The following is a 15880-nucleotide window of genomic DNA, read 5'->3' on the forward strand; positions in this document are numbered from 1 at the left end:
ATCGAATAAAGCTTCTCCTAATACTTCAACATCATCAATACTTAACTGCATGATTTTAGTTTCCAATGAAGGATTAATCTCCCCTAACTTGCGTTTAAGTTGACGAAGAATCAATGTCTTTTCCCGTTCAATACCTTGTTCGATACCTTGTTCAATACCTTGTTCGATACCTTGTTCAATACCTTGACGCATCCAACTGGTAGTAATTTGCATAACTCCCTCCTGTACGGGTTGACTAAATGTGCTAATCTCTTCTTGAAATTGTCTCTCTTCCACCGGATTTAGATTGAGATATGTATCAATAAATCCAGAAATTAATTGCATTCTCGCCGCATCTAACCTTAAAGTGATTAACAAGCGCAGACATTCCGCTTTTACCTTGGCTCGCTCTTTCTCGGCAATGTTCATCTTCGCCATCAAAGCTGAAGCAACCGGATTCGGTTGATTAAGAAAATCTCGCCAATTTAATCGATTTAACTGCACTACTTGATAGTTAAATTCTAAGACCTTAAAATCGGGAAAATCGACTACATATTGACTAATTGCTTCTCTTTTTGGCTTTGAATAAGAAAAAATTACAATCGGATAAATCGGTAAGACAAATTTCTCATGAAAGCGAGCAAAATAAGTAAACATTCGCCGATTAAACCATTTTCGAGAACTTTCCTGCGCCTCGACATGAATCAGAAAAAAAGATTCTTTTCCTCGAAACTTAACCTGTGCGACTAAATCGCTTTCATGTCTTTCTACTTCCGTGACATCGGTAAATACTTCTTTGTCTAAAAAAGTAATCGAGTTTCTATCTAAATAATCCATCAATTGAGGAAAAAATAACTCAATAAATTCGACAAAAAAGGTGGAGATTAACTCCTTAAATAAGCGGTCATGGTCAATATTATTAGTCATGTAATGTCATCTTAACTAATCTGAGCGATGAATGACTACTCTTATCTATTGTATTCTGAAAAGTCGGTTTTGGCAACGGATTGTTATGACCTCACCCCCTTAACCTACAGCGATTGTCAAATTCGCCCAAAAACCATCAGATTGAGCAAAATCGAACAAACTATCGTAAACAGCAGGAAAAATCGGCAACAGGGGAGAAGTCATGACATTAACTGCAAAGGTTTATTGCTAACAGTTTTAGCCCAACAATCCCCAATTTTTCAAGGATGCTATCACAAAAATTAACATTTATTACAAGAAAACGGGTTTCTCAAAGAAACCCGTTTTCTAGATATTGATTTTAGCCAAAGACTGCTTAAATTCTGCGAGAGAATTAGCGGTAGCTGCTAATTTTAGTAGCTCTTCTAAGATAGTAGGGTTAGTCATTTTGCCGATTATCTCTTCAATTTCTGAAGAAATCTGTCCAAACCGCACGGTTAAAAATGTTTTTATGGCATCGCGGCTTTTTTCTAACGCGCCAATTTCTTTACCAATTTCCTTACCAATTTCCTTACCGATTTCCTTACCGCGTTCTATTCCTCGTAACTCCATATTACTCATTAAAGGCATGGTTCTTTCCTCCTCAAATTGTTTAATTTTACTTTCTAAACTTGACTGTAATTCAGAGGATAAAGTCATCATATTGTCGATGATTTCAAACAGTTTAATTATCTGTTCTCTCTCGAACTCCTTTTCATATAATACCCTGATTAACCTCCACTTCCACTGTTCCCGTTCCGGCAGCTTCCCAGTAGTCGCTTTTGTTTTCAGGTGTGCCATGACTATTATAGCAAAGGGATTGCTACTTGCTTCCAATTAGTCACTGATAACTGATAACTGGTAACTGATAACTGATAACTGATTAGTTGGTGAACTTCGGGAAAGAAGAAATGTAAAAACGCTTCAAAATACTCGCTTAATGCTTCTTTCCAGGGTTCATCATAATTGGCGGTTTCTGATGTCATGTTTATTAAGATGATTTATTTAATATAATAGCCTTTTTCGTTGATGAGTAATTTCTGGAAGTCCCTAGCCAAAATAAATAAGACCCTAAACTATCTCCCTGTAACGCATTAAAAAAACGTTCATCTGCTGTGACCATTTGACAGCTTTTCTGCACTGCTAAAGCCAGATAAACACAATCATAAACCACCTGTTGTATTCTCACAGCAATCTGTACTATCACTAAAAATTCGCCCCGAATAGTGTTTATCTATCTCTTCAAAAATTCGCCTTGATTCAGCGTGAGTGCGTGTCTGAGTTGTAGTTTTATCTAAGCTTGGTGCTGGTTTAAACGTTACTGTCACCTCTAAATCAGTTTCTTTAACTTCCACGGGAATATCTAAATGCAATATTTGGTCTTCACCCAGATGAGAACGTAATTTAACTTGCTGTATCATAGTTATTTCCTTTCCTTTTTTAGTGAGTAATCGACAGTAAACCTCTTGCTACTATAATAGCTATTTATGTCATTTGAGCGCGAACCACTTGACACTGCGACTCTTTTGTGCAAACAATCGCCAATTTTTCAAGACCCCTGTAACAAAAATTAACATTTATTGCAAGAAAACGGGTTTCTTTGAGAAAGAAACCCGTTTTCTAAGAGGTTAGGCTTCGGGGAGCGCAGGCTGTTCAGTTCTGCGAGGATGGCTGAACTGCCGTTGATTGCGGCGGCTGCCACCGGGTTGAGTCCCCAAAATGCCCCGACTGCCACCACTAACAGGTTGGGCAGAGTAGCGATCGCCAAACTCTCATAGGCAGTGGCAAGGGTATGCCGGGCCAGGGCAAAGGTGTAGCCAAGGGGCTGGAGATCCTGGCTGTGCAAGATGACATCGGCAGCCGCTGCAAAATCCCCTCTCCCTAGAGAAATGACCACCTGATCCTCCTGGGCAGCAAAGCAATCACTACCACTGTCGGTTATCCAAGCCACCCGCTTACCTTGGCGGAGCAACTGTTCTTGGAGTCCCTCAACAGCAGCCGCATCGGTGGCGAAGTAGATGCACTGAGAAGGGATGCCCCAACTCACCAGCAGCTCCGGGGTAATCAAGTCCTGGAAACTTTCGCGAGTAAAGGCCAGAGTATCCACCTGAGCCAGCTTTTCCAGTACCCTGGCATTGCGGATATAAACGCCTTGTCGCGCTGCCGCCGTCAGGGACGAAACCACTGCCAAGGGAGTAACGCCCCGCAGAGAAACCCCGATGTCAAGGGGTAACAGCGCACTCGCACGCCCCAAGTCTCCCGTCAGGATTGCCCAAGTGCCACTCAGGAACAAAGTGGGTAGGATCGCTCCTTGGGCGACGGGTTTGAGGTTCTGGAGTAGTTCGGTTTTTTCGACGGAATCTAGCCACCCTTCTCGATCTGCCTCGGGAACGGGAGCGAACCGCTGCCGGTCAGAGAGCCAGTGGATTTCTGCGTCTTCTTGCTCGAACAGCAGGTATAGCTCGTCTTCTAGCTGTTGGAGCTTGCTCCGGCGCAGGCTCTCTCCCACTGCTGCCAGATTGAGGGCGAGTGCGCCAGCGATGTTGTTACCTTGCAGCAGTTGGTAACTCAACCAGAGGGCATCGAGGCAGTCTATTGTCACTTGTCCCTGCTGGGTGAGGGCTTGGCTAACCCTCTGCCAGAGAGGAATTGAAGCCGCAAGGACAATTCCTCCCACAATCGAGAAGGGCAGTTCTAGGGGAGCAGCAGCGATCGCCACAGCCAGGGTTAAGGCCGGCAGCCCTAAAGTTGGCCAAGTCCCCTGATTCCTAGCCCCGACTTTCTCGTTTAGGTCTGGCTCTCTTTCCCGGCCGGCCGCTAGGATGGCCGCTTGCAAGTAATTCAGGAGGGCCGTTGCTGACAGCATTTCCGCCTGGTAGGAGACAATCAGGGAGCAGGCTGCGGCATTGATGCGGCTCTCGCTGATAGCAGTGGTTCTCAGCAGCGATCGCTGCAAGCGTCTGGCAAATTCGTCATCCCAATTGAGGCGGGCAATGCGAATTCGCAGCCGTCCCGGAATTTGATGGGCGACTTGCCAATCTACCCACTCAGGGGGTGCTGGGGAATTTGCTGCCGCTTGAACTGGCGCGGGAGTCAGAGTTGTTGTCGTCATGGTGAGGTGATTCAAGAGGGGCTACCGACTGGCAGCGGGACGAACAAGACATTCAACAGCAGGCTGACAGCAGTGACGCAGATGATACCAGTTTTCGACTTCCATCTAAAAATCGAAGGCTCTTCTAGGTTCTGTGTGATTAGTTTAACTTACATAGGATCGATCGATCTTTGTGTCCTTTGTGTCTTTGTGGTTCGTTCCACCCCCTCGCTCTTGAGAAATGTATCCTAGAATACATTTTACCCACCAAACCTAGGAGAGCCAATCGAAAGAAAAGTATTAACCGATTGTACCATAAAAAAGTTATGAAAGAAGTGCATTCAGCTAATCTAAGGATAGGCGGTTAAAATGCGTCTTGGCTTAATAGCAATAGACATCTTGTAAAAATCAAAAATTGTTGTTGGGGTTAGGAGTCAGTAGCCAGTAGTCAGTAGTCAGGAGAATTAAGAATGAATAATAATCAGTTAAATGGTCTATTTACAGACTTTATGCCATTTAATTCTTATTTTTGACGTTTTTGAACCCTGAAAAATTAATTATGCAAGAGGTTTTTAAACACAAACTACCTATCAGATTGTGGAGAATTGGTATTACAAAAGTAACCAAAGGGAAAGCCAAATTTGATTAGGGAGTTGCTAGAAATTGACTGGGAGATAATTCGGCATTAACTAAAGACTTTAACGGGATTAATTTGACAGCACAAGCTTTTAATTCTGGTTGCAGGGAAATCGGACAAGCGGCCGGATGGGTGAGACTATTGGCCTCAGAATTTTCTGCCCATAGGGCCCCCCAGTGCATCGGCACAAAGACACAATTAGGAGCAATTGCTTTGGTAATTAAAGCCGGAAAACGGGCAGAACCGCGACGAGAACGCACCTCCAACCATTCCCCAGCTTCTATGCCCAATTTTGCCGCATCTTGGGGATGAATTTCCAGAAAAGGTGCGGGGTGCATTTTGACAATTTTCTCGATGCGGCCGGTGCGGGTTTGGGTGTGCCAGTGACCGTACAAACGCCCCACGGTCAACACTAGGGGATAATCATCGTCGGGGGGTTCCGCTAGACCTTTACTGTGGTAGGCGGCGAAAACAGCACGACCATCGGCAGTATTAAATTTACCATCGGTATAAAGGCGTTTTGCGGCTGTTTTTTCGCTTTTATCGTGATCTTTAACTAAATTCCCTAGTAATTCCCCGGAATTAGCGGTTTTAGGGGCGGAAATTTCATCGATGGAATCGGGCCACGGTCGGGGAGTCTCGGCCAGGCGCTCATAATTAATCCCTGTCATATCACAAGGACGTTTATATGTCAAGCGGGCAAACTCGGAATATACCTCGGCCGAATCCTGAAAATTAAATTGTGCCTGAAACCCCAAACGGCGACCAACTTCGGCAAAAATTTGCCAGTCGGCCCTAGCTTGACCAACGGGAGGACGAAAAGCCTTATTTAACGTCACCATACGCTCAGAATTGGTCATTGTTCCCGTTTTTTCGCCCCATTGGGCCGCTGGCAGTAATAAATGGGCATAGGCGCTGGTTTCCGTGGGATAGTAGGCATCCTGATGGATAGTAAAAGGTGATTTTAACAGGGCCGCCTTGGTGCGTTCTAGATCAGGCATACTAACGGCCGGATTAGTGGCGGCAATCCAAAGAAGTTTGACCTCTCCCGTCTCCAAACCAGTAATCATACTCCAAGCATCGCGACCGGGGACGGGAGAAATCCGACCAGCAGGTAAACCCCAAGCTTGTTCCACTTCGGCCCGGTGTTGGGGATTTTTGACGGAACGATAACCGGGGAGAAGATGGCAGAGGCCGCCGGCTTCCCTTCCTCCCATGGCGTTAGGTTGTCCGGTTAGGGAAAAAGGACCAGCCCCCGGCCTACCGATATTAGCCGTCATTAGGTGTAAATTGATTAAAGTGCGGGCTTTGGCCGTGCCTTCGCTGGATTGATTGATACCCATCGACCAGAGGGAAAGGACTCTTTTCGATTCGGCCCAGTAGCGGGCAGCCTGTTCTAAATCCTCGATGGGGATACCGCATTTACGCGCGACGATTTCGGGGGGATAATGGCGGATAATTTCGGCGTATTTGGGGAAATCTCGGGTACATTTATCGATAAAATAGGTATCGATCGCACCCCAATTCATTAACAGGTGAGCAATACCGTTAAATAGGTCAATATCAGTCCCCGGGTTAATGGCGAGGTGGAGATTAGCGGCCTCGGCGGTTTTTGTCCTGCGGGGATCAACGACGATTAATTTCGCTTCTTTGTTACCTTTGAGATACTTGTGCAGACGGTTAAAGATGATGGGGTGACATTCGGCCGTATTTGTCCCCACCAGAAAGGCACAATCGGTTAATTCTAGGTCATCGTAACAGCAGGGGGGACCGTCGGACCCGAAACTGTCCCGATAAGCGGCCACGGCCGAAGACATACAAAGACGGGAATTAGCATCAAAGTTATTGACTCCCAGACAGCCCTTGACCAGTTTTTGGGCGATGTAGTAATCTTCGGTGTGAAATTGTCCCGAACCGTATAGACAGATACTTTCCTTTTCCCCCTGAGCGATTAGAGTTTGGATACGGTTAACGATGCGATCGAGAGCTTCTTCCCAAGTACAAGGACGAAATTGCTCTTGGAGAGAATCGCGGATCATCGGGGTTTTGAGGCGATTTTTATCGATTGATTCCGCTACGGTGGCCCCTTTAACACAGACCATACCTTGACTGGAGGGGTGGGACTTGTCCCCGAAGACTTTCCATGCTTGTCCGGCCGACGCGCCGGGGGTGACTGTCAAACCACAACCTACTCCACAGTAAGGACATTGGGTTTTTGTAGATTCAGTCATAAGCAGTGGGTCTGATTGGTGGCGCTATCTTTGGGCATACTAAGATAGTCGTCAGGTTTTCTCGGCAAAATTGTAGTTATTAATACAATTTATTAGAAGCCTTAGCTAAATTGCCATTCTTGTGATGCAAATCGCGCATTACAACTGGCTAGATAAAAAGCATACACTTGTTCTCGTGTTGAAAAAGAATCGGCATAGGATAATAGTAGTCTCTAGGGTGCGGAAAAAGTTTTCAGCCAGTCATGACCTACGAACCTCTACATCATAAGTATCGTCCCCAAACCTTTGCCGATTTGGTGGGACAATCAGCGATCGCCACGACCCTGAGTAATGCCTTAATCAGTGAGCGAATCGCTCCTGCATACCTATTTACTGGACCCAGAGGCACGGGGAAAACCTCCTCGGCGCGAATTTTAGCCAAATCCCTCAACTGTCTGTCTAGTGACCATCCGACACCGATTCCCTGCGGTAAGTGTTCCGTCTGTCACGCGATCGCCAATGGTTCCGCTTTAGACGTGATCGAAATTGATGCCGCTAGTAATACCGGTGTGGATAACATTCGGGAAATTATCGAGCGATCGCAATTTGCCCCCGTCCAATGTCGTTATAAAGTCTATGTCATCGATGAATGTCATATGCTCAGTACGGCGGCCTTTAATGCTTTGCTGAAAACTCTAGAAGAACCGCCGGATCGAGTGATTTTCGTGCTTGCTACCACTGATCCTCAGCGTGTCTTACCTACCATCATCTCCCGTTGTCAACGCTTTGATTATCGCCGTATTGCTCTCGATGCGATGGTGGCACACCTGCAAAAAATCGCCCAAATAGAAGCGATCGATATTAACCTAGAAGCATTAACCCTTGTGGCTCAGATCGCTAACGGTGGTTTACGCGATGCCGAAAGTCTTCTTGATCAATTAAGTTTACTCGCAGGAACGATTACGGCCGAGCGAGTCTGGGATTTAGTCGGTGCAGTCCCCGAAAGAGACCTTTTAACCCTACTTAAAGTCATTCATAGCAATATTCCCGATCAAGTTATCGAACAATGTCGCCATCTGATGAATCGCGGGAAGGAACCTTTAATCGTCTTGCAAAATCTAGCGGGGTTCTATTTAAACCTACTTTTAGCCAAAACCGCCCCTAATCGTCCAGAAATGGTGGCTGTCACTGCTCCCACTTGGCAGGATTTGTGTAAGGAAGCGCGTACTTGGTCTTTAGAGGAAATTCTCCGCGGTCAACAACTGCTTAAAGACAGCGAAACGCAACTAAAAAACACCACTCAACCCCGTCTCTGGTTAGAAGTTACTCTATTAGGACTGTTACCGCAAGCACAGGTGATTCCGCTAGTTGCCACGGTAGCGCCTTCCCGTCCCCAAACCAGCGCCGAGAGGCCCCCGGAAGTGATCACAGCGCCGGCGCCGGTTAATGAACCGATAAAACCGGCAGTTATCACCCCGACAACTAGCGTCGCAGTGCCGAAAACTGAGGTTAAAACTGTTGCCAGTGATGATAATCATGAACAAATTTGGCAGCAGGTTTTAGAAGTAATGGAACCCCCCACTACTCGCACTCTCCTACGTCAGCATGGCAGTCTTTTTAATATGGAAGAATCGAGTGCTTATTTAAGCATATCTTCGGAACAATTATTAAAAATGGCCCGGCTGCGCTTGACTAATATTGAGTCAGCTTTCGAGGCAGTTTTTCAGCGCCGGATTAAAGTTCATTTACAGGTAGGTTCCGCCACTGCTGCCATGGCTGCGGAAGTTTCCCAATCCCCAGCAGCTAAGATACTACCACCACCAGAAACCGCAGCAACTCCACCAATAACTCCCGAAAATAAAGTTATGACTGTGGTGGATATTCCTCCAGTCAAAGAAGCAATTATCGAGAAAAAAGAAGCAAAGATCACTGCGTCGGGAACCCCAAAAACTCCTAGCACAGAACTGCCCCAAAAAATCTTAAATTTTGATTCATCTTTAGAGACATTAGATCAAGATGTCGATGTTAGTGAAATTTTGGCGGCCGCTCAAAAGTTAGCGAAATCTTTTGATGGTGAACTGGTCAATATGGGTTATTCACTGCCAGAAAATTCGGACGCAGAAACTAAAGTTAATAAGTCTCTGGAAAATATGACTATCGTGCGCGGGAGACCTGATGTTAACGAAATTTTAGAGAGTTTGGAGGAGGACGAAGACCTTCCTTTTTAAGGCTATCTCAACGGCTTGTGCTAAACTGATAGGATATGCCACGTCTCAGGATTGGCTATTCTTGCTCAAATTCTAGCTACTATACCTATGATACCCGAAACTAAGGCCAGAATCGATCAATTAATCCAGAATAACAAAGTTCTTGTGTTCATGAAGGGCAATAAATTAATGCCTCAGTGTGGTTTCTCGAATAACGTCATACAAATTCTCAATATTCTGGGGGTTTCCTACGAAACTGTCGATATTCTGCAAGATCAGGAGTTAAGACAAGGAGTTAAGGAGTATTCCAATTGGCCGACTATTCCCCAAGTCTATATCAACGGTCAGTTTATTGGCGGTTCCGACATTATGATCGAACTCTATCAAAATGGGGAACTACAACAAATAGTCGAGGTAGCCTTAGCTTCCTAAAAATTTTCTAGGTTAGGTTAGCTATCCTAACCTAGTTTAAAGTTGCCCAACTAGCAATCTTGGCAGAGGTGATGATTGTGACAATTCGAGAAACTGCAATTTCTAAGCTAGATCAACTCCCTGAAGTCCTTGTTCAGGAAGTAAGCGACTTTATTGATCTTCTCGATCATAAATATCGAGTCAAAACCTTTGACACTCAGCCTGATGGAAAACTGATAGAAAGATGGTTACAATGGTTTGAAGCCGTAGATGGCTTAACTGTCAATTCACCGGAACCAATAAACGACTACCAGCAACTGCTGCTCGAAAAATATCGGCAACAAGGACTAGAGCTATGATCCTGTGTGATGCAGGAGTGCTGCTTTGTTTGGTTGATCGCACCCAACCCCAACATAAAGCCTACAGAAATACAGTAATGCGTTTAGCAAAGCCTCTCGTCACAACTTGGTCATGCCTGACCGAAGCCATGTACCTTGCGCTGCATCGGGGTGGTTGGCAAATGCAAAAACAACTGGGACAACTTCTTTTAGATAAACTGCTGGTGGTTTACAATATTCAGGAAAGTGATTTCAGTCGCCGGCCTTGGACATTCGGATCGTCTCGACTCTGTGTGATAATCAGTGCTTATCATTCGTAGGAGTCTTGCTAGGCAAGGCTTTGAAGACTATATTTCCGAAAAATTATCCCTATTCTTCTTCTTCCCACACAGAAACAAGAAGAGCCGTTTTTTAACGGTTACTTCCAAGTACCTTCGTACACGACCGAATGAGGGCGGCAGTCAGTTTATTGAGTTGGAGGGAAATAAACCCAAATTTCAATCTTCCCATTAGGAGCATTCCAGTCCACTAATTCTAGTAGATCCGATTCTAGTAGGTCTTTAGGTAAATTTATGTTTTTATTATTATTCACATAACTTTGAGTGAGTTCCTCTAAATTTTTAGCTCGTTCTCTATCCCCAGCATGAAAATATTTGATCCTACTGATTGGCTGATCATTCTTTAAAGAATATTTTTTTTGAACATCTTCTTTTTTAATCGGATGTAAATCAATTGTGTAATTTTTACCTAGATATTGCTTAAATTTGTTCACTTCTTCCTTGTTCTCGTTATAGTAAATATCAACAACAAAATCAAAATTTTTAGTTATTTGTTCAACAATTTTCTCTCTAGGATCCTTGCTATTTTTGTAGCCTTCTTGAAGTTTTCTAAGCTCTTTAATAATCCCATTAGCTTGATTCGGATCCCTTTCGCCAATAATCATAAGAGCCGTAAAAGTATCTTGAAACTCTGGTGTTTGTCCTATAAATTCTTGATCTGTATTCGAGGGTTTAGACATTAACTCTTTAAATCTTGATCTATAAATTTGCGTTGCTATCTCAGCAATCATCTGCTTAGATTTTTCATCATTGTCAGCTATCGTCCGATTCAAAGCAATTAAAGCGATATCTTTTTTTAAATTAGGGCTTTGTAAATCTCCAATCAATTTTTGAATTAATTCCGCCGTTTGAATGTTGGTTTTAAATCCTTCTAATTGACTCTCAATATTTTCGGTTTTCTGTTGCAGCTGAGAAGTCTGATATCCTATAAACCCATTGAGAATGGCAATAATCATTAAAACAAATGTCGATAAAGACGAGACACCTATACTTATTTTATCTAAGCTATCTTTAGGCTCATTATTCTTGTCAGACATAGTTAACTCCTTCCTTGTGTACTCACTTAAATATTCACACCACACCCCGCATCACCTGCACCAATTCCCCCACTACCTAATCCTGCTTACTCCTTGCCTCAACCAGTTGGCCATTCCCTGACTGCCTGACACATCTCAGTGAAGTCTGGGTCAATCGGGGGTGGCAAGTCAAAGAGCAAATGCGAGAAAACCAAATCCGTTCGTAGAAATATTATCGGGCTAGGTTAGAGACAAAGCAAGGCTGAGGAGCTTTGGGAAACAGAGGAATAGGGGCAAAAAGTTCTCGTCCTTTAGATAGAACACCCCGAATCCAACACAACTCGATTCTAACCCACTCTAACCCACTTTCCCAGAAACATTGAATCTCCTAACAAAACTTTACATTTAAGGACATAACAACCCCAAAACGCCATTTTTCAATAGGTTATCACCATAAGTTAGAGAGAGTCACTCCCCTTTAAAACTGTCCTTTGAATTCCTCTCTATCTTTTGCTATCAGGAAACTTTGTTGGGGGATACCGATGTGAATTCCCTTCTCCTCAAAAGCAATTTTTAGACGACGACGATACTCTCTTTCTATGTCCCATTGTCGTAATCTTTTGACGACAATTCTGAGCATAATTTCCATTCCCGTGTGAGAAACCCGACTGACACCAGCAACCTGCACAGGATTGATGATATCTTCTTGCCATTGTGGATCTACAGCCATATTTTCAGCGATGGCTGCCATTAAAGCGATCGCCACATCTGGCTCGGTCTGATAGGCGACTTCGATGGTAAAATCGACCCGCGCCCAATCTTTACTGAGGTTGTGTGCGGTGATAATTTGGTTATGGGCAATAGTGATTAAACGTCCGTCGGCGGCCCGCAATTGAGTCGCTCGCAAACTCATATTTTCCACCAAACCAATAAACTCCTGAAACTGGACCATATCACCGACGGTGTATTGATCTTCAAAGACAATCAGAAAACCGTTAATCCAATCTTTTAAAAGATCCTGAAAGGCAAAGGTGAGCAATGCTCCCACTAAACCGGCTCCCGTGAGTAAAAAGGCGAAAGAAAGACCCATCCAGGCCAAAAAACCAAAAATTCCCAGAAAAATAGCGATAAATGTGATAATTTCTCGCCAAACCTCCAATAAAGTGGGAGCGCGCAGAATCCTCCTTTCCAAATTTTCGGAAAACACCGCTCCTTCCTCTACCCACTCGCGTAGCCGAAAATTAACGTAGAGATTAACCATATTGCTCACTGATGTCAGCAGCAACCAGATAATAAAAATCCGCAAAGGAATACGAATTATTCCGCGTCCTTCTAGCCTAGTTTCAGGAAATACATACAAAATCGCCGCTATTCCGCCAAACCAAAGCAGTATCAGTCCAATGAAAGCTAGTCTTTTCCAGAGAATATTTAGCGTTAGTTGTCGCTGAATATCAGCCTGTTGACGGAAATTAGAGGAATCTCCTAGAGCGGCTAAAATCGGTTCTTGGGAGCGATCTTTTCTGGGGGGGGAATTTATAGGTAAATTTCGATCGGATTGACTTTTAGCCTGTTTTTTGAGGAGATTGAAGCGATTTCTTAAACGTTTCTGCCACCAAATTGATGCCCAGCTTAAGAAAATTAGCCCCAAAATAATTATAGTGGCAGTCATTACCTGTTGCCGACGAGGGGCGGGCTGACGTTCTTGCCAAGCTTGGATCAAAGCTGTTTGGATGATTTTAACCCATCTGTCCGCTAAATCGCCAACCGAAGAAGAATCGATCAGGGCATCAACTTCTGTTACTGTCAGAATTACCTGTTGCGGTAAATTCTGGTTATCCTTGGCCACAATCACGGTTAAATTATTGAGCGTCGCCGTACTTACTTGCAGGGTTGTCGGATCGAAACCCCGATTGATGATATTATTTAAACCTCTTTCAATGCGCCTAGCCCGTCTTTCTACCGGGGAGAGTTCCCGGGACTCAGAAGCGGTAAAATCTTGGGAGGCAATCTGAAATAAGGCAAATCCATCTAGATTCACGGAAGCATATTCTATATCCCCGGCTACAAAAATCCTTGTACCCGTGGGAGATACAAATGGAACCAGAAAATTTTGGCCTAGGGATGGCTGGGGATTAAGAACAAAAATACTAACCAAGAGGCAACCCGCCAATCCTTGAATGACCAGATTGAAAATTTTTCCCCGTTGCCGTCGTCCCATTGCCCAAGTTTCCTTTTTGATTAACAATAATCTTGACTCGCTTTCTCAGCTTATGACAGTTATCTTAATGGTGAGATCAGAAGTTTTCGTTTTGGGGAGTCGGTCGTCTCTCTCCCTTCTCCCTTCTCCCCACTGATTACTGATAACTGGAATCCCCAACCCCCAACATTAGTTAACTTCTCATGTCCAATATACCCCCACAGTGGCGCGAGGAAATAACCTCTTTACCTCCTTGGTTACGGCGTTCACTCGGCAAATCTAGCGAAATTTCCACGGTTCAGCGCATTATCAAACAAAGGAACATTCATACTATCTGCGAGGAGGGTCGCTGTCCCAATCGCGGCGAATGTTATGCCCAAGGTACGGCGACTTTTTTGTTGATGGGTCCCACCTGTACCCGGTCCTGTGGTTTTTGTCAAGTGGATAAGGGTCATGCACCCATGCCTCTCGATGTGGAGGAACCGCAAAAAGTAGCGGAAGCGGTGCAATTGTTAAATTTAAGTTACGTTGTCTTGACTTCTGTAGCTAGAGATGACCTCGAAGACGGCGGAGCCAGTTGGTTTGTGCGGACGATGACGGCCATTCGCGAACTCAATCCCCACACTTTAATTGAAGTGTTAACCCCGGATTTTGCTGGAGGTAAGGGAAGTCAACAGGAACGGGTGGCGACGGTGGTAGGGGCAAAACCTGCCTGTTACAATCACAATATCGAGACGGTGCGCCGTTTGCAAGGACCAGTTAGACGCGGGGCTAAATATGATCGCTCTTTGACGGTTTTGCGTTATGTTAAGGAAATCGATCGCTCAATTCCGACGAAATCTGGCTTAATGGTCGGTCACGGTGAGACAAAAGAGGAAATTATCGAGACTTTGGCAGATTTACGCGCGATCGACTGCGATCGAGTTACTATTGGTCAATATATGCGTCCTTCTCTGGAACATTTGCTCGTACAGAAATATTGGACTCCCGCAGAATTTAGCGAGTTGGGAGAAATCGCCCAAAAAATGGGTTTTTCCCAAGTTAGATCTGGACCTCTAGTCCGCAGTTCCTATCATGCCGGAGAGTAAATCAGTTATCAGTTATCAGTTATCAGTTATCAGTGATCAGATGTAAGTTTTAAGTTAATTAGTTAGTTATCTTTGTCTTTATACCTGATTACTGATTACTGATTACTGTTTACTGTTTACTAATACTAAATCCGTTGAGTATAGGCTACTTATAAGGATGGGCAAAAGGAGGAATAGATAATCAGTCTTTAGTAACTGGATTTAGTATAATTCCCATTTCATAATTCATAATTCATAATTCATAATTCCCCGATCAAAATGAATTTAGAGACAATCATCCTAGAGGAAATTAAACAATCAGTAGCGGGTCGAATTAGCTTCGAGCGCTGGATGGATTTAGCTCTCTATCACCCTGATTATGGCTATTACACCTCTGGAAAAGTAGAAATTGGCTCAAAAGGAGATTTTTTTACTTCCTCGTCCCTAGGGGCAGATTTTGGCCAATTGTTAGCAGAGCAATTTGTCGAGATGGCGGAATTTTTGGGCAATTCGCCTGGATTTACTTTAGTGGAAGTGGGAGCAGGTTCGGGGATTTTAGCGAAGGATATCCTTGATTATTTGAGTGATAGCTATGCTGATTTTTATCAAAATCTCAGTTATATAATTATCGAACAATCTCAGAAACTCAGGGAAGGACAACGGGCAACTTTAGCGGGATATTCCCCGGTATCTTGGCAAAGTTGGCCGAATTTAGCCGATAATTCCCTTGTGGGTTGTGTGTTTAGTAATGAGTTAATCGATGCTTTTCCTGTCCATCGAGTTGTGATTGAGTCGGGAGAATTACGAGAAATTTATCTGGGATTGGGGGAACCTTTTCAGGAGATTATCGCAGATTTATCCACCGACAGAATCAAAGACTATTTTGATTTAGTGGGGATAAATATTCCCTCCCCACTTTATCCGGAGGGTTATCAAACCGAGGTAAATTTATTAGCTTTAGACTGGTTAGAAACGGTTAATCAGAAACTCGATCGAGGTTATATCTTAACCATAGATTACGGTTACACTGCCGAAAAATATTATCATCCCCAAAGAAGTCAAGGAACCCTACAATGTTATCGACAACACCAGCGTCATGATCATCCTTATTTGTGGGTGGGAGAACAAGATATTACCACTCATGTGGATTTTACTGCTTTACAACGTCAAGGGGAGAAATTAGGCTTAAAAAATCTCAGTTTTACTCAGCAAGGATTATTTTTAATGGCTTTGGGATTGGGAGATAGATTAAATCAACTTTCTCAAGGAAAAATCGATATATTAACGATATTTCAGCGTCGAGATGCCCTACATCAATTAATCAATCCCACCGGTTTAGGAGGATTTGGAGTGTTAATTCAGGGGAAAGGAGTAGAGGAAAGAATACTTCAGGGATTAAGTAAATAACTAAAAAAAAGGGCTGAATGCTGTTAACTTTCAGCCC

The 15880-nt window shown here is 43.9% G+C and carries 14 protein-coding genes; 6 read left to right on the forward strand and 8 right to left on the reverse strand.

The features are described 5' to 3' along the window. From O9323_RS04145 to O9323_RS04170, 6 genes are all read right to left on the reverse strand, one after another. A partial coding sequence (locus O9323_RS04145) for a DUF4351 domain-containing protein (protein ID WP_288124723.1) occupies window positions 1-906 on the reverse strand: 906 nt, incomplete at its 3' end. A 327-nt stretch (window positions 907-1233) separates the two neighbouring features. Then, complete coding sequence (locus O9323_RS04150) at window positions 1234-1725, reverse strand: hypothetical protein (protein WP_002775731.1); 492 nt, start codon at window positions 1723-1725, stop codon at window positions 1234-1236. Between the two features lie 5 nt (window positions 1726-1730). Then, window positions 1731-1910 carry a hypothetical protein gene (locus O9323_RS04155; protein ID WP_002754583.1) on the reverse strand — a complete coding sequence of 60 codons (180 nt, stop codon included), beginning with the start codon at window positions 1908-1910 and terminating at the stop codon, window positions 1731-1733. A gap of 177 nt (window positions 1911-2087) precedes the next feature. Next, complete coding sequence (locus tag O9323_RS04160; RefSeq protein ID WP_002754588.1) at window positions 2088-2345, reverse strand: hypothetical protein; 258 nt, start codon at window positions 2343-2345, stop codon at window positions 2088-2090. Between the two features lie 149 nt (window positions 2346-2494). Continuing rightward, window positions 2495-4036: an HMA2 domain-containing protein gene (locus O9323_RS04165; RefSeq protein WP_288124724.1), complete on the reverse strand. Its 1542-nt coding sequence runs from the start codon at window positions 4034-4036 to the stop codon at window positions 2495-2497. A gap of 624 nt (window positions 4037-4660) precedes the next feature. After that, window positions 4661-6883: a molybdopterin oxidoreductase family protein gene (locus tag O9323_RS04170; protein WP_288124725.1), complete on the reverse strand. Its 2223-nt coding sequence runs from the start codon at window positions 6881-6883 to the stop codon at window positions 4661-4663. Window positions 6884-7125: 242 nt separating this feature from the next. Between O9323_RS04170 and O9323_RS04175 the strand changes: the two genes are divergently transcribed. The 4 genes from O9323_RS04175 (at window position 7126) to O9323_RS04190 (ending at window position 10138) form a co-directional block, all read left to right on the forward strand. After that, a complete protein-coding gene (locus O9323_RS04175) occupies window positions 7126-9090 on the forward strand; it encodes a DNA polymerase III subunit gamma/tau (protein ID WP_288124726.1) in 1965 nt (654 codons plus the stop codon). Between the two features lie 87 nt (window positions 9091-9177). Continuing rightward, entirely contained in the window at window positions 9178-9501 is a 324-nt protein-coding gene (gene grxD, locus O9323_RS04180) for a Grx4 family monothiol glutaredoxin (RefSeq protein WP_288124727.1), read from the forward strand. A gap of 71 nt (window positions 9502-9572) precedes the next feature. Further along, window positions 9573-9839, forward strand: a complete 267-nt coding sequence (locus O9323_RS04185) for an RNA-binding protein (protein ID WP_002761993.1) — start codon at window positions 9573-9575, stop codon at window positions 9837-9839. Then, a complete protein-coding gene (locus O9323_RS04190; RefSeq protein WP_288124728.1) occupies window positions 9836-10138 on the forward strand; it encodes a PIN domain-containing protein in 303 nt (100 codons plus the stop codon). Before O9323_RS04185 ends, O9323_RS04190 begins: the two co-directional genes overlap by 4 nt. Window positions 10139-10284: 146 nt before the next feature. Here O9323_RS04190 and O9323_RS04195 read toward each other — a convergent pair whose 3' ends face one another. Beyond that, window positions 10285-11193 carry a hypothetical protein gene (locus tag O9323_RS04195; RefSeq protein WP_288124729.1) on the reverse strand — a complete coding sequence of 303 codons (909 nt, stop codon included), beginning with the start codon at window positions 11191-11193 and terminating at the stop codon, window positions 10285-10287. A 457-nt stretch (window positions 11194-11650) separates the two neighbouring features. Beyond that, complete coding sequence (locus O9323_RS04200) at window positions 11651-13390, reverse strand: mechanosensitive ion channel family protein (protein WP_288124734.1); 1740 nt, start codon at window positions 13388-13390, stop codon at window positions 11651-11653. Window positions 13391-13572: 182 nt separating this feature from the next. Between O9323_RS04200 and lipA the strand changes: the two genes are divergently transcribed. After that, window positions 13573-14457 carry a lipoyl synthase gene (gene lipA / locus O9323_RS04205; RefSeq protein WP_288124730.1) on the forward strand — a complete coding sequence of 295 codons (885 nt, stop codon included), beginning with the start codon at window positions 13573-13575 and terminating at the stop codon, window positions 14455-14457. A gap of 258 nt (window positions 14458-14715) precedes the next feature. Next, complete coding sequence (locus O9323_RS04210; protein WP_288124731.1) at window positions 14716-15843, forward strand: class I SAM-dependent methyltransferase; 1128 nt, start codon at window positions 14716-14718, stop codon at window positions 15841-15843. The last annotated feature ends 37 nt before the right edge of the window (window positions 15844-15880 follow it).

It is taken from the genome of Microcystis sp. LE19-131.1A (genome assembly GCF_027532015.1).
Classification (GTDB): domain Bacteria; phylum Cyanobacteriota; class Cyanobacteriia; order Cyanobacteriales; family Microcystaceae; genus Microcystis; species Microcystis ichthyoblabe_A.

What these genes read in the sequence shown, in the direction of transcription:
- O9323_RS04150 (WP_002775731.1), bottom strand. Translation starts at nt 1,725, where the DNA reads ATGGCACACCTGAAAACAAAAGCGACTACTGGGAAGCTGCCGGAACGG.
- O9323_RS04155 (WP_002754583.1), bottom strand. Translation starts at nt 1,910, where the DNA reads ATGACATCAGAAACCGCCAATTATGATGAACCCTGGAAAGAAGCATTA.
- O9323_RS04160 (WP_002754588.1), bottom strand. Translation starts at nt 2,345, where the DNA reads ATGATACAGCAAGTTAAATTACGTTCTCATCTGGGTGAAGACCAAATA.
- O9323_RS04165 (WP_288124724.1), bottom strand. Translation starts at nt 4,036, where the DNA reads ATGACGACAACAACTCTGACTCCCGCGCCAGTTCAAGCGGCAGCAAAT.
- O9323_RS04170 (WP_288124725.1), bottom strand. Translation starts at nt 6,883, where the DNA reads ATGACTGAATCTACAAAAACCCAATGTCCTTACTGTGGAGTAGGTTGT.
- O9323_RS04175 (WP_288124726.1), top strand. Translation starts at nt 7,126, where the DNA reads ATGACCTACGAACCTCTACATCATAAGTATCGTCCCCAAACCTTTGCC.
- grxD (WP_288124727.1), top strand. Translation starts at nt 9,178, where the DNA reads ATGATACCCGAAACTAAGGCCAGAATCGATCAATTAATCCAGAATAAC.
- O9323_RS04185 (WP_002761993.1), top strand. Translation starts at nt 9,573, where the DNA reads ATGATTGTGACAATTCGAGAAACTGCAATTTCTAAGCTAGATCAACTC.
- O9323_RS04190 (WP_288124728.1), top strand. Translation starts at nt 9,836, where the DNA reads ATGATCCTGTGTGATGCAGGAGTGCTGCTTTGTTTGGTTGATCGCACC.
- O9323_RS04195 (WP_288124729.1), bottom strand. Translation starts at nt 11,193, where the DNA reads ATGTCTGACAAGAATAATGAGCCTAAAGATAGCTTAGATAAAATAAGT.
- O9323_RS04200 (WP_288124734.1), bottom strand. Translation starts at nt 13,390, where the DNA reads ATGGGACGACGGCAACGGGGAAAAATTTTCAATCTGGTCATTCAAGGA.
- lipA (WP_288124730.1), top strand. Translation starts at nt 13,573, where the DNA reads ATGTCCAATATACCCCCACAGTGGCGCGAGGAAATAACCTCTTTACCT.
- O9323_RS04210 (WP_288124731.1), top strand. Translation starts at nt 14,716, where the DNA reads ATGAATTTAGAGACAATCATCCTAGAGGAAATTAAACAATCAGTAGCG.